The organism is Streptomyces sp. NPDC005485 (assembly GCF_040606085.1).
In the GTDB taxonomy this organism is placed as follows: Bacteria; Actinomycetota; Actinomycetes; order Streptomycetales; family Streptomycetaceae; genus Streptomyces.
On record NZ_JBEXDZ010000018.1, the window covers coordinates 60,195 to 80,380 of the forward strand.

The window sequence follows — 20,186 nt, forward strand, 5'->3', positions numbered from 1 at the left end:
CATCCCTCGACGCGCCCTATATCTCCCCATACGTCCAGGAGTGATCCATGCGAACCCAGAGCCGACGGAGGTCGCGCGCACTCGCCGCGGCCGCCGCAGGGACGCTGCTCGCCCCGCTGCTCTCCGGCTGCTGGGCCGGGGCCGGCGGGGCCGGATCGGGCGGTGACTCCATCAACGTCCTGATGGTCAACAACCCGCAGATGGTCGAGCTGCAGAAGCTCACCAAGGCCCATTTCACCAAGGAGACCGGCATCAAGGTGAACTTCACCGTGCTGCCGGAGAACGACGTCCGCGACAAGATCAGCCAGGACTTCGCCAACCAGGCGGGCCAGTACGACGTCGCCACGCTCTCCAACTACGAGATACCCATCTACGCCAGGAACGGCTGGCTGCACGAGATGGACTCCTACGTGCGCAAGGACAGCGCGTACGACGAGCAGGACATCCTCGCCCCCATGCGGCAGTCCCTCACCGCCGCCGACGGAAAGCTCTACGGGCAGCCCTTCTACGGCGAGTCGTCGTTCCTGATGTACCGCAAGGACGTCTTCGCGAAGAAGGGCCTGACCATGCCCGCCCACCCCACCTGGGAGCAGGTGGGCAGGCTCGCGGCGGACGCCGACGGCGCCGAGTCCGGCATGAAGGGCATCTGTCTGCGCGGACTGCCGGGCTGGGGCGAGATCATGGCACCGCTCACCACCGTCGTGAACACCTTCGGCGGCACCTGGTTCGACAAGGACTGGAACGCCCGCCTCGACTCACCCGAGTTCAAGAAGGCGACGGCGTTCTATGTGGACCTCGTCCGCAAGCACGGCGAGGCGGGCGCGGCCCAGTCCGGGTTCGCCGAGTGCCTGAACAACATGACGCAGGGCAAGGTCGCCATGTGGTACGACGCCACCTCCGCGGCCGGATCCCTGGAAGCGGACGACTCCCCGGTCAAGGGCAAGGTCGGCTACGTACCCGCTCCCGTCGAGAGGACCAAGTCCTCCGGCTGGCTCTACACCTGGGCCTGGGGCCTGCAGAAGGCCTCCCACAACCCCGACAAGGCCTGGAAGTTCGTCTCCTGGGCGTCCGGCAAGCAGTACGAGCAGTTGGTCGGCGACCGGATCGGCTGGTCCGACGTGCCCGCGGGCAAGCGCGCCTCCACGTACGCGAACGCCGCGTACCGCAAGGAGGCGGCGGCCTTCCAGGAGACCACCCGCGCCGCCATCGAAGGCGCCCGGCCCCGCGACCCGGGGGTGCAGCCGCGCCCCGCGCCCGGCATCCAGTTCGTCGGCATCCCCGAGTTCACCGATCTCGGCACCAGGGTCTCGCAGGAGATCAGCGCGGCCGTCGCCGGACGCCAGTCCGTCGACTCGGCCCTGAGGAAGTCCCAGAAACTCGCCGAGAAGATCGCCAAGGAGTACGAGGGACGATGACCGCCACCACCACGGCACCGATCGCCGCCGCACCCGTACGCACGACACGCAGGCCCTCCGCCCGGCTGCGCACCTGGGCGACCCGGGCCCCGCTGCTGCCCGCCCTCGTCTTCATGATCGCCGTGACCCAGCTCCCGTTCGTGGCCACGCTGGTGATCTCCTTCTTCGACTGGAACTCCCTCTATCCGAAGGCCCGCCACTTCACCGGCCTCGGCAACTACTCGGACGTACTGACCGACGCCGATCTGCGCCACTCGGTGTGGACGACCGTCCTGCTGACGGTGGCGGTCGTGCTCGCCAGCCTGGTCCTCGGTCTGCTGCTGGCACTGCTCCTGGACCGTAAGTTCCCGGGCCGCGGCCTCGTCCGCACGCTGCTGATCGCCCCGTTCCTGGTGGTGCCGGTGGCCGCCGCCCTGCTCTGGAAACATGTGCTCTACAACCCTGAATACGGCCTCCTCAATGGGCTGTTGCACTATGTGGGCGGCCCACAGCCGGACTGGATGTCGCGCACCCCGCTGCTCGCGGTCGAGGCCTCCCTGGTGTGGCAGTGGACGCCCTTCATGATGCTGATCCTGCTCGCCGGGCTGCAGAGCCGCGACCACCAGCAGATCGAGGCGGCCCGGGTGGACGGCGCGAGCGACTGGCAGGTCTTCCGCTACCTGACGCTCCCGCACCTGCGCCGCTACCTCGAACTCGGCGCCCTGCTCGGCTCGATCTACATCGTCCAGAACTTCGACGCGGTCTTCACCCTCACCTCCGGCGGCCTGGGCACCGCGAACCTGCCGTACACCGTCTACCAGAGCTTCTACCAGGCCCACGAGAACGGTCTCGCCTCGGCCGCGGGCGTCCTCGTCGTCATCGGCTCGATCATCATCGCGACCTTCGCCCTGCGCGTGGTCTCGTCCCTGTTCCGCGAGGAGGTGTCCCGCGCATGAGCGCCACCGCGACACATGTACGTCCCCGTCGTACCCGGGGAGCGGGTCTGGGCCTGGCCGCCTGGCTGGCCGGAATCGTCTTCTTCCTGCCCCTCGCCTGGATGGCGCTGACGTCCTTCCACTCCGAGTCCGACGCGGCGACCAACCCGCCGTCCTTCGGCGCCGCCCTCACCCTCGACGGCTACCGCGACTTCTTCGGCACGGGCGGCGGCGCGAGCCCCTGGCCGGCGCTGGTCAACTCGACGGTGGCGTCGGTGGTCTCCACCCTCTGCGTGCTGCTGCTGGCCTTCCCGGCGGCGTACGCCCTCTCGATCCGCCCGGTGAAGAAGTGGACGGACGTCCTGTTCTTCTTCCTTTCGACGAAGATGCTGCCGGTGGTGGCAGGGCTGTTGCCCATCTACCTCTTCGCGAAGAACACCGGAATGCTGGACAACATCTGGCTTCTGGTCATCCTCTACACCTCCATGAACCTGCCGATCGCGGTGTGGATGATGCAGTCCTTCCTCGCCGAGGTCCCGGTGGCGGTCATCGAGGCGGCGCAGATCGACGGTGCCAGGCTGCCGACCGTCCTCGCGCGCGTGGTGGCCCCCATCGCGCTGCCGGGCATCGCCGCGACGGCGCTGATCTGCTTCATCTTCAGCTGGAACGAGCTGCTCTTCGCCCGCGTGCTCACGGGTGTGGTCGCCGAGACGGCCCCCGTGTTCCTGACCGGCTTCATCACCAGCCAGGGCCTGTTCCTGGCCAAGGTGTGCGCCGCCTCGCTCGTCATCTCCCTGCCGGTGCTCGCCGCGGGGTTCGCCGCCCAGGACAAGTTGGTCCAGGGCCTGTCACTGGGAGCCGTGAAATGAAGGCCGCCGTCATCGAGTCCGTGGGCAAGGCCGTCGTCACCGAGGTCCCGGACCCGACGCCAGGGCCCCGCGAGGTCGTCGTCGAGGTCGCGGCGTGCGGCCTGTGCGGTACCGATCTGCACATCCTCCAGGGCGAGTTCGCGCCCAGTCTGCCGATCGTGCCGGGGCACGAGTTCGCGGGCGAGGTGGTCGGGGTCGGCGCCCAGGTCACCGAGGTCTCGACCGGCGACCGCGTGGCCGTGGACCCCTCCCTCTACTGCTACGAGTGCCGGCAGTGCCGTACCGGCCACAACAACCTCTGCGAGCGCTGGGCCGCGATCGGCGTGACGACGGCGGGCGGCGCCGCCCAGTTCGCGGTGGCCCCGGTCGCCAACTGCGTGAAACTGCCCGAGCACATCCGCACCCAGGACGCGGCCCTCGTCGAACCGCTCTCCTGCGCGGTACGCGGCTACGACGTCCTGCGCTCCCGCCTCGGCTCCCGCGTCCTGATCTACGGCTCCGGAACGATGGGCCTGATGATGCTGGAACTCGCCAAGCGGACCGGCGCCGCGAGCGTGGACGTGGTGGACCTGAACACGCAGCGGCTGGCCACGGCGCAGCTGCTCGGCGTCTCCGGGTCCGCCGTGAACGCCGACGAGCTGGATCGTCCGCAGGGCTGGGACGTGGTCGTCGACGCCACCGGCAACGCCGCCGCCATCCAGGACGGCCTCGGCCGCGTGGCCAAGGCCGGCACCTTCCTCCAGTTCGGCGTCGCCGACTACGCGACCCGGGTCACCATCGACCCGTACCGCATCTACAACCAGGAGATCACCATCACCGGCTCCATGGCCGTGCTCCACAGCTTCGAACGAGCGGCGGAACTCTTCGCCACGGGCGTCCTGGACCCCTCGGTGTTCATCAGCGACCGCCTGCCACTGACCGACTACCCGCAGGCGCTGGAACAGTTCGCGTCGGGGGTGGGACGGAAGATCGTGGTGGTGCCGTAGAAGGGCGCTCCAGCCGCGGGCGGGGCGAAAACCGCTACTCCCGCCCGCCCCCGCGGACCTAGCATCCGACCATGCCCCGACCCCAGGGATTCACCTACGAGCAGCACCCCGACGCAAGCGTCACGATCACGCACCGCGGCCAGGCCGCGGGCACCCTCCGCGGCCCCCGAGCCGCCCGGTTCCTCGAAGAGGTCGAGACGGGCGACCCCCAGCTCGTCATGGCCCGCTGGACCGGAAACTACAAGCACGGCAACGAACGCACGGCCCGAAATCACCCCCGCAACCGGCCCCGGAACTAGCCTGCGACCACCCGCTTACCACTCGCGCACCACCCACTGACCCAATTGGCCGAAGGGTAAGGGAACGGTAAAGCGGCCCCGGTCGTTCTCCCGGCATGACAGCTATGACCCCCGGCTCGAACATCCCTCTCCCGGTCACCCGCGTGACGGTGGACGTCGCCGCCCCGGTGCGGCTCGACGTGTCGAGCCTGCTGCTCACCGCCGACGGCAAGGTGCGCTCCGACGACGACTTCATCTTCTACAACCAGCCCAACGGCCCGGGTGTGACGTACCGCTCGGGCGGCGGCACGGCCCCCGACGCGATCACGGTCGACACCGCCGCGGTTCCTCCCGGCATCGAGAAGATCGTCGTCACCGCGAGCCCGGACGGGGCGGGCCAGACGTTCCAGGGCATCGAGCCGACGGCCACGATCCGCAACGCGGACGACAATGCGGTTCTGGCGTCGTTCACCCCTCCCCGGCTGGGCACCGAGACGGCGCTGGTGATCGTGGAGATCTACCTCCGCGGCGGCGCGTGGAAGGCCCGCGCGGTCGGTCAGGGGTATGCGAACGGCCTGGCGGGCATCGCGACGGACTTCGGCGTCTCGGTGGAGGAGCCCGCCGCCCCGGCGGCCCCCGCGGCCGCGCCCACGCCGACGATGCAGGCCCCGGTGACGCCCCCGGCCCCGCCGCTGGATCCGCGTCTCAGCGCGCCGCCGGTCCCGGCGGCGCCCCCGGCGGCTCCGGCACCCCCGGCCCCGGGCACCGGGAAGATCAACCTCGACAAGGGCCGCGTCAGCCTCCAGAAGAACCAGACGGTGTCCCTGGTCAAGGGCGGCCGCCCGCTCCTCTCCCAGGTCAAGATGGGCCTCGGCTGGGAGCCCGCGTTCCGCGGCAAGGACATCGACCTGGACGCCTCGGTGATCGCGTACGGCCCGCAGCGCAACCACATCGACAGCTGCTACTTCGGGAAGCTCTCGATCGTGGGCGGCGCGATCAAGCACTCCGGGGACAACCTGACGGGCGAGGGCGGTGGCGACGACGAGGTGATCGTGGTCGACCTCGGCCGCCTCCCCCAGGAGGTCACCGGCCTGGTCTTCACGGTGAACTCGTTCTCGGGTCAGAAGTTCACCGAGGTCGCCAAGGCGTACTGCCGTCTGATCGACGCCACCACCGGCGAGGAACTGGTCCGCTTCGACCTCACCAACGCCGAGGCGCAGACCGGCGTGATGATGGCCAAGCTCATCAAGCAGTTCTCCGGCGAGTGGGACATGACGGCCATGGGCGACTTCGTGAAGTCCCGCACGGTGCGGGGGATGGTGAAGCCGGCGGCACAGTCCCTGTGAGGGCCGCCTGCAGGTGATCCGGGGCGCCCTCTTCGCGGAGGGCGCCCCGTCGGCGTACGCAACGCCTCACCGCTCCGGGCGCAGCCCGTCCGTCAGCAGCGACAGATACCTGCGGATGTACTTGCCCTCGCCGCTGGCCAGTTCCGACGCCGTCGCGACCCCGTGCGCCAGCCGCAGGATCTCGATCGGCTCCACGTCCGTGCGCAGCGTGCCCTCCCGCTGGGCGGCCCCGACAAGGCGGGTCGCCGCGCCCTTGACGGAGGTGCCGCACGCGGTGAGGACGGCCGAACTCCCGTCCGTGACGGCCGACCCCAGCAGCGTCTTGAGCCCACGCACCTGGATCATCCGCTCGCTCAGCTCGTTGAGCCACTCCACCAGGGCTTCGCCGGGCGGGAGTTCGGCCGCGATCGCGTCGGCGCGCGCGGCGATCTCCTCGATGCTGTCGACGTAGACGGCCTCCAACAGCGCCTGCCGCGTGGGGAAGTGCCGGTACAGCGTCCCTGAGCCGACGCCGGCCCGCTTCGCGATGTCATCGAGCGACGCACCCTCCCCATGCGCGGCGAAGGCGAGTGCCGCCTCCTTCAGCAACCGCTCATAGTTCCGGCGAGCGTCCGCACGCATGGGCTTGACCTGCGCCATCCAGAAACTCCTTGCCAACCGGGGACCGTCTCCGTATCTTAGCGAGCACTAAACGGAGACAGTCCCCGGTTATCTGTGCGGGCAGTCCGCGCTGCCCGCACACCGATCGACCGGGGACACCAGACAGGGAGCATTCCATGTCCACCCCGTCCGCACCGGCGAGTCCGTCCGGTCCGTCCAGCGCATCGGCATCGCCCACCTCCGGCGCATCCTCCGCCATCTCCCCGCCGCACCCGGCCGGGCTTCGCACCGCCTTGTTCGTGATCGTGACCGCCTACCTGATGGTCGGCGTCGATTCCACCGTCGTCAATGTCGCGCTGCCCGATATCCAGAAGGACCTGAACTTCAGCCCCACCGACCTCTCCTGGGTCCTCAACACCTACACGCTCGCCTTCGGCGGACTGCTGCTCCTCGGCGGCCGGGTCGGCGACATCGTCGGCCGGCGGCGGGCACTCACCTCGGGCGTCCTGGTCTTCGCACTGGCCTCACTGCTGGGCGGTCTCGCCACCGACAGCGCCTGGCTGCTCGCGGCCCGCGCGCTCCAGGGCGCGGGCTCCGCGCTCATCGCGCCCAGCACCCTCGCCCTGATCACCACCAACTTCCCGGAGGGCCCACGACGTCACCACGCACTCGGCATCTACTCGTCGATGGCGGGCATCGGTGCCTCCGTCGGCCTCGTCCTCGGCGGCATGCTCACCGAATGGGCGTCCTGGCGCTGGGCCCTGCTGATCAACGTGCCGATCGGGATCGGCGTCGCTCTCACCGTGCCCCGTTTCGTCTCCGAAACCCCGCGCCACACGGGCCGCTTCGACGCGGCGGGCGCACTGACCGGCACGGCGGGCATGACCTCCCTGGTCTACGCGTTCATCCGGGTATCGCAGGACGGCTGGAGCGACACACGGTCGCTGCTCGCCTTCACCACGGCGGCGGCCCTGCTCACCGGCTTCACCCTCATCGAGGCCCGCGCGGGTCAGCCGATCATGCCGCTGCGCCTGTTCGCCAACCGCAACCGCGCGGGCGCCTACGCGGGCGTCCTGCTGCTGCCCGCGGGCATGTTCGGCGCCTTCTACTTCCTCACCCTGATCACCCAGCAGGTCCTGGAATACAGCCCGCTGCGCGCAGGACTGGCCTTCCTGCCCATGACCCTGGCGATGTTCACCGTCGTGCGGTTCGTGCCGCGTCTCCTCCAGCGCTTCGGTGCCCGGCCCGTCCTGCTGACCGGCATGACCCTGCTCATCGCCGCGGCCGGGTGGCTGTGGCGGCTGGAACCCGGCGAGGGGTACGCCCGTGGCCTGCTCGGCCCACTGCTGCTGATGGGCCTGGGCGTCGGCCTGAGTTTCATGCCCCTCAACGCGACCATCCTCGCGGGTGTCGAGCCGCGGGAGTCGGGCGCCGCCTCCGGTCTGCTGCAGACCCTGCAGTGGCTCGGCGGCACCCTCGGACTCTCCGTCCTGGTCACGGTGTTCGGCACGGCGACCCGGCATGCCACCGGCTCCCCGTCCGAGATCCTCGTCGACGGCGCGTCCCGCGCGTTCGGCGTCGGAGCGCTGATCGCGCTGGCCGCCCTGCTCGTGTCGGCACTCGTGATCACCGGAAGGCGCGCAGCCCCCTGAGCGCTCCGCCAAGAGCGCGGTGAATGCCAGGGGGTGTTTTGAACGCCCCGCACAGCACCCACGGCGCCCGGCACGCACCCTCGCCGCACCGGCCGAAGCCCCAAGTACGTCCAGTACGAGGGCCATCGTCCGGCACGCCGAGGGCACGCACCGAACACCGCGAACACCGCGGGCACCGCGGGCACCGCGGGCACCGCGGGCACCGCGAACACCGCGGGCACCGCGGGCACCGCGGGCACCGCGGGCACCGCGGGCACCGCGGGCACCGCGGGCACCGCACAGGACCTTCAAAACACCCCCTAGAAGAGCGCGCTGTACGCGTTCAGCGCGGGCTGGCCGCCCAGGTGCGCGTAGAGCACGGTGGAGTCACGGCCGATCTCGCCCCGCGCCACCAGATCGACCATCCCGGCCATCGACTTCCCCTCGTACACGGGGTCGGTGACCATCCCCTCGGTGCGCGCGGCGAGCCGCATGGCGTCCAGCGTGGCCTCGTCCGGAATGCCGTAGGTGCCCGCGTGGTAGCGCTCGTCCAGCTCGATGTCGCCTTGCGTCAACTCCTTCTGTACGCCGATGAGTTGCCCGGTGCCGTGTGCGATGCGCGCGATCTGCTCACGGGTGCGGGCGGGAGCGGCCGACGCGTCGATCCCGATCACCCGCCGGGGCCGCCCGCCCGCCTCCTCCAGCGCACGGAACCCGGCGACCATGCCCGCCTGGGTCGACCCGGTCACCGAGCACACCACGACGGTGTCGAAGAAGACCCCCGACTCCTGTTCCTGCTCGGCGACTTCATAGGCCCATCCGGCGAATCCCAGCCCGCCCAGCGGATGGTCGGAGGCGCCGGCAGGAATCGCGTACGGCTTGCCGCCGCTCTCCTCCACCTCTCGCAGCGCCTGCTCCCAGCTCTCCTTGAAGCCGATCCCGAACCCGGCCCGTACGAGCCGCACATCGGCGCCGGCCAGGCGGCTGATGAGGATGTTGCCGACCTTGTCGTACACGGAGTCGGGCCATTCGACCCAACTCTCCTGGATCAGCACGCACTTGAGTCCGGCGCGGGCGGCGCAGGCGGCGACCTGGCGGGTGTGGTTGGACTGCACCCCGCCGATCGAGACAAGGGTGTCGCAGCCCTGCGCGAGCGCGTCGGCGACGAGGTACTCCAGCTTGCGGGTCTTGTTCCCGCCGTACGCCACACCGGAGTTGCAGTCCTCGCGCTTGGCCCAGAGGGCGGCGCCGCCGAGGTGCTGGGTCAGCCGCTCCAGGCGATGCACGGGCGAGGGCCCGAAGAGCAGGGGGTAACGGGCGTACGAGGAAAGGGACATGGGTCCTCCGGGGTCATGGGTCGACGACGTCGGCCAGCTCTTCGAGGGCACGCCAGATCTCCGCCGTGACGCGGACCGCCTCGTCCGTGTCCCCGTCGCCGCAGGCTTCGATCAGCCGGTCGTGCAGTCCGGCCGAACGGCAGCTTCCGCCCTCGCCGAAGCGGCGCCGCTCCAGGCGACGGATCAGCGGCGTGTAGCGGGCGATGGTGGCGGCGGCCGCACGATTGCCGGCGACGTGCACGAGGACGTCGTGCAGTTCGTCGTCGGCACGCAGGGCGGCGTCCACGTCCCCCTCGCGTACGGCGGCGGCGAACCGCAGGTTGGCGTCCCGCAGGGCGTCGAGGTGGACCGGGAGCAGCCGGGGCACCGCGGTCCGTACGGCCAGTTCGTGCATGGCGGCGACCACGGCCGCCGCGTCCCGCACATCGGCGGCGACGACGGGTGTCACCCGGGTGTAGCTCTGCGGCTTCGACTCCAGCAGACCCTCGTCGAGGAGGCGCGCGAACGCCTCCCGCACGGGCGCCCGGGACAGCCCGAGCCGGTCCGCGAGGTCGGCGTCCCGCACCACCGCGCCCGGCTCGATCTCACCGGCCACGATGGCGTCCCGTATCGCCTCGTACGCACGGTCCCTGAGCAGGGTCCGGCGCACGGGCCGTATCGCCTCCATGAACTGAAATGTTAGATATCAGACGTGGATGCGCGCAAGACCGCCGTGGATACGAAAGTGCGGCCCGCACCGAGGTACGGGCCGCACTCACACCTCGCCTCTCAGGCGACCCACGGCCAGTCGGCGTCCCGCGCCCCCTCAAGGAGCGGAACCATCCGGAAGGCCGCGTCCGAAAGCCCTCCGAAGGTGTGCCGGCTGCCCTTCCCGGACGGGCCGTGGCCCGCCTGGTACCCCGCGAGGTTCCAGGTGTAGACCGGGACGTGCGCCGGAACCTGCTCGGTCGGGTCGCCGTAGTGGCTGTACGTCGCCTGCTCGTCGGTGACGATGAGCACGCGGTCGTGCTTCTTGTAGTGCCGGCGCACGGCCTCGCTGGTGTTCGTGCCGCCGAGGTCGCCGAAGCGGTCGAGCACCTTCAGCACCGACTCGCCCTTGCGGAAGCTCACCCGGTTGCTGCCGGTTCCGAACTCGACGAGATCCGCGTCCGCCGCCCGCAGCGCGAGCGCCGTGCCGAAGATCGCGGCGGCGTCGGCCCGGTTGAGCTCCGAGCGCTCCGACAGGCGCGAGTGGAACATCGAGCCGGACCGGTCGACGAGCACCAGCGTCCGGCCGCCGAGCGCGGGCACGTTGGCCGGCGAGTGGCCGAGCGCCTGCTCCAGCGGGTACGACCAGCGCAGCGAGGGCGCGTGCTGGTACGCGGCGAGGTAGCGGAACGGGAACTGCCGCGACCGCGCCACCTCCGCCGGGTCGCTGATCTTCGCCGCGACCTGGGCCGCGACCTCGTCGCAGACACCGGCCTGGTCGAAGTTGCGCAGGTTCCTGACCAGCGCCATCGCGCCCATGGACGGGATGACGGCCTCCCAGGCCTCCTTGTCCATCGGCCCCTGCAGCCAGCCGGCCAGCGCCTCCCAGGTCATCCCGGCGTCCGCGAGGCGCTGCGCGCCGTGCGCACCGGTCACGACCTTGCGCCGCTTGGCGGGCCGCAGCGCCATCAGGTCGCGATGGGCCGCCAGGACGGGCAGCGACCTGGGCACCACGGCGGTGTCCGGGTTGTACCGACGGTCCAGCGCGTACTGGAAGAGGTCGCCCTGCCACGGCTTGCCGGGGTCCGGCGCCGCATGCACGAGGTTGAGGATGTCGCCGAAGCGGTAGCCCTTCGACGCGGTGTCGTACTTCAGCAGCGACTTGCCGCTGTAGAGACGGCGTACGGCGTCGGCGACGCCGCGCTTGACGGGCTTGGGCACGTTGCGGCCGTACATCGAGGTCCAGTACCCGAGCAGCTCGCCCGGCTCGTCGGGGCGGCGCAGCACGGAGGCGATGACCTCGCGGTTGGCCGGTCCGTCGGTGGCGCCCGCGTCGAGACGTGCCTTGACGTACTCGGCGGCGCCCACGATGGAGGCCGTGCGCAGGTTGCCCTCGCCGCGCAGCCAGCCGAGCAGGCCCGCGGTCCACTGCGGGTCCTCGACGGCGAGCTCGCGCACCAGGGTCGCGAACCGCTCGTCGCGGTCCTCGCCGGTCTCGTAGAAGGTGTTCTGGGAGACGAAGTTGGCGATCGCCAGCAGGAACAGCTCGGAGCGTGCGTCGCGCTCACGGCCGCGTCCGCCCTGATAGGTACGGAGCACGCGGCCCGTGGAGGTGACCCGCGAAGTGGGCTGCGCCCGGGCCGCCTTGGTGTTGAATCGCGCCATGGTGAATTCCCCCGAATTCATTGGTGTTTCGGAGGGAGGCGCAGCAAATGGAGCGTGCCCGAGATCAGGAGTCGGCGACGGACTTTAGCCGGATGCTCTACCGAACCGAGCTGCACCGACCCTGGGTCGGTGACGGGATTTGAACCCGCGACCCTCCGGTCCGAATGAAGTAACCGTTGCCTGCGCACCGGGCACACACCATGAGCTGCGCCTCCCGAGATCAATTCGGCGGCGACGTGGATTCTTTGGGAGAGAAGTAGCCGCAGCCTGCGCACCGGGAGGTGCATGAAGTTGTGGTGTCCAGAGTTCAAGGCCGGCGGAACCGACGTAGGTGCTCTAACCCCTGAGCTACACCGGCGCGTTGTACCGGTGGCGGGACTCGAACCCGCGGCCGCCCCATTATCAGTGGAAGTAGGTCCTGCCTTCGCACCTGGACATGCATCACTTTAGGAGGCGTACCGCGGGCCGAGCGAACGAATTAATTACCGCCGGGAGTTCAGCCGCGCTTCTGGCGCTTCCAGGGGCCGGTGATCGCGAGCATGATGCCCGGCGTCTGGATGTTGGCGTACAGGATCCCGCCGTCGGGCGAGAAGGTGACGCCGGTGAACTCGCTGTACTCGGGCTCCTCCTCGGTGCCGATGTTCAGCTCGTTGCGGGCGATCGGGTAGGTGCGACCGCTGTCGGTGGCGCCGAAGAGGTGCTGGATGCCCTCGCCGTCCTCGGCGATGACGAGGCCGCCGTACGGGGAGACGGTGATGTTGTCGGGGCCGTCGAAGGCGCCGTCGACGGACGGGTCGGGGTTCACGCCGAGCAGGACCTTGAGCGTCAGGGTGCGGCGCTTGGGGTCGTAGAACCAGACGGCGCCGTCGTGCTGGACGGGGCTCTCCTCGCGGGCGAAGGAGGAGACGATGTACGTGCCGCCGTCACCCCACCACATGCCTTCGAGCTTGCGGGCGCGGGTGACCTGGCCGTCGGTGAACTGCTTGCGGACGGAGACCGTCTTCGCGTCGCGGTCGGGGACGTCCACCCAGTCCACGCCGTAGACCGTGCCGATCTTCGTGGCGCGGGAGAGGTCGTCGACGAACTGGCCGCCGGAGTCGAAGCACTTGAAGGCCTGCAGCGAGCCCGCGTCGTCGGCGAGGGTCTTCAGCCGGCCGTGGCCGTGCTCGAAGCCCTGCGGCGGCGTCCAGCGGTACAGCAGGCCGTTGGGGCCCGCGGCGTCCTCGGTGAGGTAGATGCGGCCGCGCTTGGGGTCGACGACGGCGGCCTCGTGGGCGTACCGGCCAAGTGCCTTGACGGGCTTGGGGTTCTGGTTGGCGCGGCGGTCGCAGGGGTCGACCTCGAAGATGTATCCGTGGTCCTTGGTCATGCCGTTCTGGCCGGCCTTGTCCTCGGTCTCCTCGCCGGTGAGCCAGGTGCCCCAAGGGGTGCTGCCGCCCGCGCAGTTGGTGGAGGTGCCCGCGACGCCGACCCACTCGGCGACCTTGTCGTGGCGGACCTCGACGACCGTGCAGCCGCCGGCCGCGGCCGGGTCGTAGACGAGGCCCTCGGTGAGCGGTACGGGGTACTGCCAGCCGGCGCGCGGGCCCTTGAGCTCGTGGTTGTTGACCAGGAGCGTGGCACCGCGCGGCCCGTGGAAGGTGGCCGTGCCGTCGTGGTTGGACGGCGTGAACTCGCCCGACTCCAGCATGGTCCTGCCGCTGTAGGTGATGACGCGGTACGAGAACCCGGCGGGCAGCGCGAGCAGGCCCTTGGGGTCGGGAACGAGCGGCCCGTAGCCGACGCCGCCGTGCCCGTGCCCCGACTCCGCGCTGTCGATGCCGGTCTCCGTGGACGCGAGGGCGTTGGGCGCGGTGGCGAGGGCCCCCACGCTGCCGGCCAGCGCGACACCGGCACCGGTGATCGCGGACTTTCTGGCGAAGTCCCTGCGGGTGAGCGACATGGTGTCTCCTGTGACGGTGGAGTGGGACTGGCGTGGGGGGCGAGTGGCGATCTCGGTCGCGGCCACACCGTCCCGTCCGCGCCTGAACAGGAGTTGAACGCAGGCCGACGTCAGGGGTCCTGCTTCCATGAATCCACCCGGACGTCCGCACACGGACCGCCGGCCCGAACAACCTTCACGAAGAAGTCCGGCAGGCACGGATCACCCGCGGACCTGCCATTTCACACGCAACGCCTCCCGCGGCGGGGAAGCCCGCCTCCCCGCCGCTGCCCGTCAGCCGCCTTGCTGGGAGCGTGCCTTGAAAGCCGCCTTACGGGCTTCCTTGGCGACCTTCTTGTCCGGGTGCAGCCGCCCCATCGCCTCCAGGACCTCCGGGGTGGCGGGGTGGTCCACCCGCCAGGCCGCCGCGAAGAACCCGGTGTGCTGCTGGGCGAGGCCCTCCACGAGCCCTTGCAGCTCCGTCGAGTTGCCCTCGGCGGCGAGCTGTGCGGCGACGGTGTCGATGGTCAGCCAGAACACCATGGCCTCGGACGGCGCGGGCACGTCGGCCGCACCGTGCTCGCTGAGCCACACCCGGGCGAGCCCGCCCAGCTCCGCGTCGCCGAGGACCTCGCGCAGCGCGGGCTCGGCCCCCGGGCCGACGAGCGACAGCGCCTGCTGGCAGCGCAGCCGCCGCAGCGGGGCGCCGGTGTCCGCGCCGCGCGCTGCGGCGAGCAACTCCCGTGCCGCGGCGAGGGGTTCACGCCGGGCGAGCCACTGTTCGGTCTCGGCCTGGGCGGCAGCGGGCCCGAACGCGGACGTCCCGTCGAGCAGCGCGTCCGCGCCCTTGTCCGCGAGGTCGCCCACCGCGGGGGCCTCGAAGCCCGCTTCGAGGAACCGCGCCCGCAGCCCGTACAGCCCTAGCGGGGTGAGCCGCACCATTCCGTAGCGCGAGACGTCGGTGTCGTCGAGGGACGCCGTCGGCTCCTCGCCCTCGTCGGCGTCCGCCATCAGTGCCTCGTCGACGGGCTGGAAATCGACCAGGCCGACGGGCTCCAGGAGACGGAACTGGTCGTCGAGCCGCATCATCGCGTCCGACACCTGCTCCAGTACGTCGTTGGTGGGCTCCCCCATGTCGTCGGGCACGATCATCGACGCGGCCAGGGCGGGCAGCGGCACGGGGCCGTCGGCGGCGCCGTCCTCGCTGACGGTGAGCAGGTAGAGGTTGCCGAGCACGCCGTCGAGGAACTCGGCCTCCGCCTCGGGGTCCCAGTCGAGCCGGGAGAAGTCGACCTCCCCGTCCTCGTCCATCGCACCGACGAGGTCGTCGAGGTCGGGCACGCTCGCGTCGGCGATGACGGTCTCCAGGGCGGCGAGCCATACGCCGAGCACGTCCTGCGGTGCTCCGGAGGTGAGCAGCGCGAGGTCCTCGCCCGCGGCGACCGTGCCCTCCTCCTCGTCCACGATCTCGACGAGTCCGGTGTCGACGGCCACCTGCCAGGCCTCCGAGGCGTAGGCGGCCGCGTCGTCGCCGGTGAGACCCAGTTCCGCGGCGGCCTCCGGCAGCTGCTCCTCGACGAGTTCGCCGCCCGCTCCGACCCGGGTGTCCTCGCTCGCCCAGCGGGCGAGCCGGGCGGCGCGGGAGAGCAGCGGCGCGGCGAGCGCGTCCCGTGCGAGCTCCGCTTCGGAGTGCAGCCGAACCGGCGGCAGGGGGGCGCTGTCTGACATCGGGTGGGTCTCCTCCGGACGTACCTGCGGACCGGGGGAACGCCCCGGGAAAAATGCACGCTCAGCCTAGACGGATTTCGCCCCATGCCGCCCGGTTCATCTCCTCGACCGGCTCCGGACATGGCCGAAACCTTGACAAGTGGCCGACCCACACACGAGATTGACGCGCGTAGAAACTCACCGGTAGCTCCTGGAACGGTTTCTACGCGCGTCACCAACCGCCCCACCGGTTGCATTCCCCCCAGTGCTCCACCCCCGTCCAGTGCTCCACCCTCGTCCCGGCGCTTCTGCACGTCCCCGGAGGGATCCCGTTGCCGAGCAAGTCTTCCTCGCGCCTCGCCGCGCTCACCGTCGCCGCCGTCTGTTCCGCGGTGTCCACGGTGGTCCTCACCTCGCCGGCCCACGCCGACGTCGTACGCATCCATGACATCCAGGGCACCACCCGGATATCCCCGCTGGCCGGCCAGAAGGTCACGGACGTGGCCGGTGTCGTCACGGCCCTGCGCACCTACGGTTCGTCGAAGGGGTTCTGGCTCCAGGACCCGAACGCGGACGACAACCCGGCCACCAGTGAGGGCGTGTTCGTCTTCACCAGCTCCGCCCCGAAGGTCGCCGTGGGCGACTCGGTCACCGTGACGGGCACGGTCTCCGAGTACGTGCCCGGCGGCGTCTCCACCGGCAACCAGTCGCTGACGGAGATCACCAAGCCGACGGTGACGGTGCTCTCCAGCGGCAACGCGGTCCCGGCCGCCACGGTCGTGGACGCCCACTCGGTCCCGGCCGCGTACGCCCCCGCCGGCGACACCGCCGCGGCCGGCTCGATCAACGCGTTGACGCTGGAGCCGACGAAGTACGCCCTGGACTACTACGAGTCCCTGGAGGGCATGAACGTCCAGGTCGCCGACGCCCGCGTGGTGACGGCCACCGACCCGTACTCCGAGGTGTGGGTCACGGTGAAGCCGCACGAGAACCGGACCCGCCGCGGCGGCACCCTCTACGGCTCGTACGACTCGCAGAACACCGGCCGCCTGCAGATCCAGTCGCTGGGTTCGACGGCCGACTTCCCGAAGGCGAACGTCGGCGACACACTGACCGGCGCCACGACCGGCCCGCTGGACTACAACCAGTTCGGCGGCTACACCCTCGTCGCGAGCGAGCTCGGCACGCTGAAGAGCGGCGGCCTGCAGCGCGAGACGACGCAGAAGCAGTCGCGCGGCGAGCTGGCGGTCGCGACGTACAACGTCGAGAACCTCGACCCGTCCGACGCCACCTTCGCCTCGCACGCCGCCGCGATCGTGAACAACCTGCAGTCGCCCGACATCGTGTCCCTGGAGGAGATCCAGGACAACAACGGCGCGACGGACGACGGCACGGTCGCCGCCGACGTGACGGTGAACAAGCTGATCGACGCGATCGTCGCGGCGGGCGGCCCGAAGTACGACTGGCGTTCGATCGACCCGGTCAACGACCAGGACGGCGGCGAGCCCGGCGGCAACATCCGCCAGGTGTTCCTGTTCAACCCGGAGCGCGTCTCCTTCACGGACCGTGCGGGCGGCGACTCCACCACCGCGGTGGGCGTCACCAAGGTGCACGGCAAGGCGCAGCTGACGGCCTCTCCCGGCCGTATCGCCCCGGCCGACACCGCCTGGAAGTCCAGCCGCAAGCCGCTGGCCGGCGAGTTCGTCTTCCGCGGCCGCACGGTCTTCGTCATCGCCAACCACCTCAACTCCAAGGGCGGCGACCAGGGACTGACCTCGCAGTACCAGCCGGTGGTACGCAGCTCGGAGGTCCAGCGCCACGCCCAGGCGACGCTGGTCAACGCGTTCGTCAAGAGCGTTCTCGACGTGCAGAAGAACGCGGACGTCATCGCGCTCGGCGACATGAACGACTTCGAGTTCTCCGACACCGCGAAGATCCTGGAGGGTGACGGCGAACTCTGGTCGGCGATCAAGTCGCTGCCGAAGAGCGAGCGTTACACGTACGACTACCAGGGCAACCAGCAGGTCCTCGACCAGATCCTGGTCAGCCCGTCGATCCGGCGCGGCTGCGACCTCGACTACGACTCCGTGCACGTCAACTCGGAGTTCAACGACCAGATCAGCGACCACGACCCGCAGGTGCTGCGCTTCAAGCCGTAGTCCTTGCAGGCGGTTTCGGTCGCCGCATGCCGACGAGCCCGGCCCCGTCGTCCGGGGGGCCGGGCTCGTCCCATGCTCGGATGAGCCGAGCGGTTCAGGCGGCGAAGGCCGCGTTCAGCCAGCCCTTCCAGGCGAGTTCGTCGGCCTGGGCGTCCGCACCGGCCGCGAAGTCATGGACGGAGATGCCCACCGGGGCGCCCCAGTGGTTGCGGCCGAAGAAGCGGATCAGGGCGTCGCCGGTGCGCAGCCCGATGAAGTACGGGTTGCGGAAGTCGACCACGGCGTCGAGGAGTTGACCGTCCGGGCCCTGCACCCGCACGCGGGCGCCCGCCTCCGTGTCCTGCGCGAGGCCGAGCGCCCGGCCGACGGTGGTGAAGGCGTCGGGGGTCGTGGACGCCTCGGGGCCGTCGAAGGTGGTGAAGGCGACCGGGCGGCGCGCGAAGTGCGTCACGTACTCGCGCAGGGTGTGCAGATAGAAGTCGTTGTGCCTGCTCGCACCGTCGTACTGGTTGTCCCAGTCGTCGACGAAGATGCCGCTGTGCACGTACCGCACCCAGGCGCGCTTGCCGCCGTCGCGGGGCTCCACGGTGTAGTCGAGCTGGTTGAGGGTCTGCTCGGAGATGCCGTCGACGTCCTCGACGCGGTTGACGTAGCGGTGCGGCGGGTCCCAGGTGGTGATCGTGGAACCGAACGGCCCTTTGCCTCCCTCGCGCGGCTCGGGGGCCTCCATCGGCCACAGCCAGCCGCCGGTGCCGTTGGTGAAGGCCTCCCACACCTCCTCGGGCGTGGCGTCGATCTCGGTCTCGCAGACGATCTCGAATTCCTTGGACATGGTGGCTCCTGAGTACTACGGGGTTACTGGTCGAGTTCCGGGGCGGGCTGGGGTTCGGCCGTGGCTTTGACCGTGGGGTGGACGGCGACGACGATCCGGTGGTCCCGGCCGCCGTCGGTGCCCGGGGCGTCGTACTTGCGGATCAGGGCGCTGACGCCCGCCGTCAGCTCCTCGATGAACGCGGCCCGGTCGGCGGCGGAGGCGAAGCGCACCTCGCCGTCGAGGGCGTAGGTCGCCAGGCGCTTGCGCGCCTTCGCCGCGCCGGTGATCAGCGTGCCGACGTCACGGACCAGCCGGGCGCCGAGCGCGAGCAGCCAGCGGGCGGAGAGCTGGTCGCGGAAGCGGTCCGGGTCGGGCTGTACGGCGGCGAGCGCGAGCGGCGAGATGACGTACGACGCGGCGGTCGCGCGCATCAGCCGCTCGGTGACGTTGCCCTTGCGGCGCTCCCCCGCCAGCTCCACCAGGCCGTGCCGCTCCAGCGCCTTGAGGTGGTAGTTCACCTTCTGCCGGGGCAGCCCGACCTTGCCGGCCAGCATGGCGGCCGACGCGGGGCCGGCAGCGAGCTCGGCCAGCAGCCGAGCCCGTATGGGGTCCAGTGAGACGGCGGCTGCCGCAGGGTCCTCGATCACGGTCACGTCCAACATGACTCCACCATCCCACCGAACACTTTTTTTGTCCAGGCGATTTCAGTTGTCGGTCGGAGTCGCCGGTCGCACCGGTCGCCGGTCGCCGGGCCAAGAATCAGGTCGGCCCCGCGATTCGCCCCCCGGATTCGGGAGACTCGCCAGGTCATGGACGAGAAGGACAGCCCCTCCGAGTTGCCCGCGCGATCCTGGCGGGATGTGGTGCGGCGCACGGCGAAGGAGTTCCAGGACGACCAACTCCCCGACCGGGCCGCCGCGTTGACGTACTACGGCGTCCTGTCGCTGTTCCCCGCGCTCCTGGTGCTGGTGTCCCTGCTGGGCGTGGTGGGGCAGCACGCGACGGACAAGATCCTCGACAACATCGGCGACCTCGCGCCGGGCCCGGCCCGGGACATCCTGCACGACGCGGTGGTGCAGCTGAGCGACAGCGGCGGCACGGGCGGCGTGCTGGCGATCGTCGGCCTGCTCGCGGCCCTGTGGTCCGCGTCCGGTTACGTCGCCGCGTTCATCCGCGCCTCGAACGCGGTGTACGACCTGCCGGAGGGCCGCCCCGTCTGGAAGATCACGCCCCTGCGGCTGGTGCTGACGATCACGTTGATGCTGATGCTCGCGGCCAGCGCGCTGATCGTGGTGTTCACCGGGCCGCTGGCCGAGCGGGCGGGCACCACGATCGGCCTGGGCGACGCGGCGATCACGGTCTGGGGCATCGCCAAGTGGCCGGTCCTGCTGCTCCTGGTGATCCTGATGATCGCCCTGCTGTACTGGGCCGCCCCCAACGTCCGTGGTCGCGGCTTCCGTTGGGTGAGCCCCGGCAGCGTTCTCGCGACGCTGATCTGGCTGGCCGCGTCCGCCGGGTTCGCCCTCTACGCGTCCAACTTCGGCTCGTACAACAAGACCTACGGCACACTCGCGGGCGCCATCGTCTTCCTGGTGTGGCTGTGGCTGTCCAACCTGGCGATCCTGCTGGGCCTGGAGTTCGACGCCGAACTGGCCCGCCAGCAGGCGATCACCGACGGACAGCCGCCCACCGAGGAGCCGTACGTCGAACCACGCGACACCCGCAAGTGGCCGCCGCGGCTGCAGGCCCTGCGCGAGGCACGGGCCCGGACGCGGCCGACCACGCCGGACGGCACGGACCCGTAGGAGACCCGGCCGGGCAACGGAAACCGGCGGAAACGGTGGGCGGGACCGCTCC

Annotated in this window: 17 protein-coding genes; 9 read left to right on the forward strand and 8 right to left on the reverse strand. The window is 70.5% G+C overall.

Features of this window, described 5'->3' with window-relative positions:
* The first annotated feature begins 47 nt into the window (after positions 1-47).
* The 6 genes from ABZS97_RS09285 (at position 48) to ABZS97_RS09310 (ending at position 5,808) form a co-directional block, all read left to right on the forward strand.
* Positions 48-1,415 carry a sugar ABC transporter substrate-binding protein gene (locus ABZS97_RS09285; protein WP_356135378.1) on the forward strand — a complete coding sequence of 456 codons (1,368 nt, stop codon included), beginning with the start codon at positions 48-50 and terminating at the stop codon, positions 1,413-1,415.
* The gene (locus ABZS97_RS09290) at positions 1,412-2,350 is read left to right on the forward strand and encodes a sugar ABC transporter permease (RefSeq protein WP_356135380.1); all 939 of its coding nucleotides are present in this window, start codon (positions 1,412-1,414) and stop codon (positions 2,348-2,350) included. Before ABZS97_RS09285 ends, ABZS97_RS09290 begins: the two co-directional genes overlap by 4 nt.
* Positions 2,347-3,198 (forward strand): carbohydrate ABC transporter permease, encoded by an 852-nt coding sequence (locus ABZS97_RS09295; protein ID WP_356135382.1) that lies wholly within the window; start codon positions 2,347-2,349, stop codon positions 3,196-3,198. The genes ABZS97_RS09290 and ABZS97_RS09295 overlap by 4 nt, the downstream gene beginning before the upstream one ends.
* Positions 3,195-4,184, forward strand: a complete 990-nt coding sequence (locus tag ABZS97_RS09300; protein ID WP_356135384.1) for a zinc-dependent alcohol dehydrogenase family protein — start codon at positions 3,195-3,197, stop codon at positions 4,182-4,184. Before ABZS97_RS09295 ends, ABZS97_RS09300 begins: the two co-directional genes overlap by 4 nt.
* Positions 4,185-4,255: 71 nt before the next feature.
* Positions 4,256-4,483 (forward strand): hypothetical protein, encoded by a 228-nt coding sequence (locus ABZS97_RS09305; protein ID WP_356135386.1) that lies wholly within the window; start codon positions 4,256-4,258, stop codon positions 4,481-4,483.
* Between the two features lie 104 nt (positions 4,484-4,587).
* Positions 4,588-5,808 carry a TerD family protein gene (locus ABZS97_RS09310; protein ID WP_356135414.1) on the forward strand — a complete coding sequence of 407 codons (1,221 nt, stop codon included), beginning with the start codon at positions 4,588-4,590 and terminating at the stop codon, positions 5,806-5,808.
* Positions 5,809-5,874: 66 nt separating this feature from the next.
* Here ABZS97_RS09310 and ABZS97_RS09315 read toward each other — a convergent pair whose 3' ends face one another.
* Complete coding sequence (locus tag ABZS97_RS09315) at positions 5,875-6,447, reverse strand: helix-turn-helix domain-containing protein (RefSeq protein WP_356135388.1); 573 nt, start codon at positions 6,445-6,447, stop codon at positions 5,875-5,877.
* Positions 6,448-6,584: 137 nt separating this feature from the next.
* Here ABZS97_RS09315 and ABZS97_RS09320 point away from each other — a divergent pair, with 137 nt between their 5' ends.
* Positions 6,585-8,060 carry an MFS transporter gene (locus ABZS97_RS09320; RefSeq protein WP_356135390.1) on the forward strand — a complete coding sequence of 492 codons (1,476 nt, stop codon included), beginning with the start codon at positions 6,585-6,587 and terminating at the stop codon, positions 8,058-8,060.
* 299 nt (positions 8,061-8,359) lie between these two features.
* Here the strand turns inward: ABZS97_RS09320 and ABZS97_RS09325 are convergent, their stop codons facing one another.
* From ABZS97_RS09325 to ABZS97_RS09345, 5 genes are all read right to left on the reverse strand, one after another.
* Complete coding sequence (locus ABZS97_RS09325) at positions 8,360-9,376, reverse strand: 1-aminocyclopropane-1-carboxylate deaminase (RefSeq protein ID WP_356135392.1); 1,017 nt, start codon at positions 9,374-9,376, stop codon at positions 8,360-8,362.
* Between the two features lie 13 nt (positions 9,377-9,389).
* Positions 9,390-10,043, reverse strand: a complete 654-nt coding sequence (locus ABZS97_RS09330) for a GntR family transcriptional regulator (protein WP_356135394.1) — start codon at positions 10,041-10,043, stop codon at positions 9,390-9,392.
* 101 nt (positions 10,044-10,144) lie between these two features.
* Positions 10,145-11,728, reverse strand: coding sequence for a TROVE domain-containing protein (locus tag ABZS97_RS09335; protein WP_356135396.1), 1,584 nt, complete (start codon positions 11,726-11,728; stop codon positions 10,145-10,147).
* A gap of 496 nt (positions 11,729-12,224) precedes the next feature.
* On the reverse strand, positions 12,225-13,670 hold the full coding sequence (locus tag ABZS97_RS09340) for an alkaline phosphatase PhoX (protein ID WP_356135398.1): 1,446 nt from the start codon (positions 13,668-13,670) through the stop codon (positions 12,225-12,227).
* Positions 13,671-13,943: 273 nt separating this feature from the next.
* On the reverse strand, positions 13,944-15,377 hold the full coding sequence (locus tag ABZS97_RS09345) for a hypothetical protein (RefSeq protein WP_356135400.1): 1,434 nt from the start codon (positions 15,375-15,377) through the stop codon (positions 13,944-13,946).
* A 311-nt stretch (positions 15,378-15,688) separates the two neighbouring features.
* On the opposite strand from ABZS97_RS09345, the gene ABZS97_RS09350 reads away from it, so the two are divergent.
* A complete protein-coding gene (locus tag ABZS97_RS09350; RefSeq protein ID WP_356135402.1) occupies positions 15,689-17,515 on the forward strand; it encodes an endonuclease/exonuclease/phosphatase family protein in 1,827 nt (608 codons plus the stop codon).
* A 94-nt stretch (positions 17,516-17,609) separates the two neighbouring features.
* Here the strand turns inward: ABZS97_RS09350 and ABZS97_RS09355 are convergent, their stop codons facing one another.
* Both ABZS97_RS09355 and ABZS97_RS09360 read right to left on the reverse strand, forming a co-directional pair.
* The gene (locus ABZS97_RS09355; RefSeq protein WP_356135404.1) at positions 17,610-18,347 is read right to left on the reverse strand and encodes an SRPBCC domain-containing protein; all 738 of its coding nucleotides are present in this window, start codon (positions 18,345-18,347) and stop codon (positions 17,610-17,612) included.
* Between the two features lie 23 nt (positions 18,348-18,370).
* A complete protein-coding gene (locus tag ABZS97_RS09360) occupies positions 18,371-18,991 on the reverse strand; it encodes a winged helix-turn-helix domain-containing protein (protein ID WP_356135406.1) in 621 nt (206 codons plus the stop codon).
* Between the two features lie 147 nt (positions 18,992-19,138).
* Here ABZS97_RS09360 and ABZS97_RS09365 point away from each other — a divergent pair, with 147 nt between their 5' ends.
* On the forward strand, positions 19,139-20,134 hold the full coding sequence (locus tag ABZS97_RS09365; RefSeq protein WP_356135408.1) for a YihY/virulence factor BrkB family protein: 996 nt from the start codon (positions 19,139-19,141) through the stop codon (positions 20,132-20,134).
* The last annotated feature ends 52 nt before the right edge of the window (positions 20,135-20,186 follow it).

Coding starts and splice junctions, on each gene's coding strand:
- ABZS97_RS09285 (WP_356135378.1), top strand. CDS start 48: ATGCGAACCCAGAGCCGACGGAGGTCGCGCGCACTCGCCGCGGCCGCC.
- ABZS97_RS09290 (WP_356135380.1), top strand. CDS start 1,412: ATGACCGCCACCACCACGGCACCGATCGCCGCCGCACCCGTACGCACG.
- ABZS97_RS09295 (WP_356135382.1), top strand. CDS start 2,347: ATGAGCGCCACCGCGACACATGTACGTCCCCGTCGTACCCGGGGAGCG.
- ABZS97_RS09300 (WP_356135384.1), top strand. CDS start 3,195: ATGAAGGCCGCCGTCATCGAGTCCGTGGGCAAGGCCGTCGTCACCGAG.
- ABZS97_RS09305 (WP_356135386.1), top strand. CDS start 4,256: ATGCCCCGACCCCAGGGATTCACCTACGAGCAGCACCCCGACGCAAGC.
- ABZS97_RS09310 (WP_356135414.1), top strand. CDS start 4,588: ATGACCCCCGGCTCGAACATCCCTCTCCCGGTCACCCGCGTGACGGTG.
- ABZS97_RS09315 (WP_356135388.1), bottom strand. CDS start 6,447: ATGGCGCAGGTCAAGCCCATGCGTGCGGACGCTCGCCGGAACTATGAG.
- ABZS97_RS09320 (WP_356135390.1), top strand. CDS start 6,585: ATGTCCACCCCGTCCGCACCGGCGAGTCCGTCCGGTCCGTCCAGCGCA.
- ABZS97_RS09325 (WP_356135392.1), bottom strand. CDS start 9,376: ATGTCCCTTTCCTCGTACGCCCGTTACCCCCTGCTCTTCGGGCCCTCG.
- ABZS97_RS09330 (WP_356135394.1), bottom strand. CDS start 10,043: ATGGAGGCGATACGGCCCGTGCGCCGGACCCTGCTCAGGGACCGTGCG.
- ABZS97_RS09335 (WP_356135396.1), bottom strand. CDS start 11,728: ATGGCGCGATTCAACACCAAGGCGGCCCGGGCGCAGCCCACTTCGCGG.
- ABZS97_RS09340 (WP_356135398.1), bottom strand. CDS start 13,670: ATGTCGCTCACCCGCAGGGACTTCGCCAGAAAGTCCGCGATCACCGGT.
- ABZS97_RS09345 (WP_356135400.1), bottom strand. CDS start 15,377: ATGTCAGACAGCGCCCCCCTGCCGCCGGTTCGGCTGCACTCCGAAGCG.
- ABZS97_RS09355 (WP_356135404.1), bottom strand. CDS start 18,347: ATGTCCAAGGAATTCGAGATCGTCTGCGAGACCGAGATCGACGCCACG.
- ABZS97_RS09360 (WP_356135406.1), bottom strand. CDS start 18,991: ATGTTGGACGTGACCGTGATCGAGGACCCTGCGGCAGCCGCCGTCTCA.
- ABZS97_RS09365 (WP_356135408.1), top strand. CDS start 19,139: ATGGACGAGAAGGACAGCCCCTCCGAGTTGCCCGCGCGATCCTGGCGG.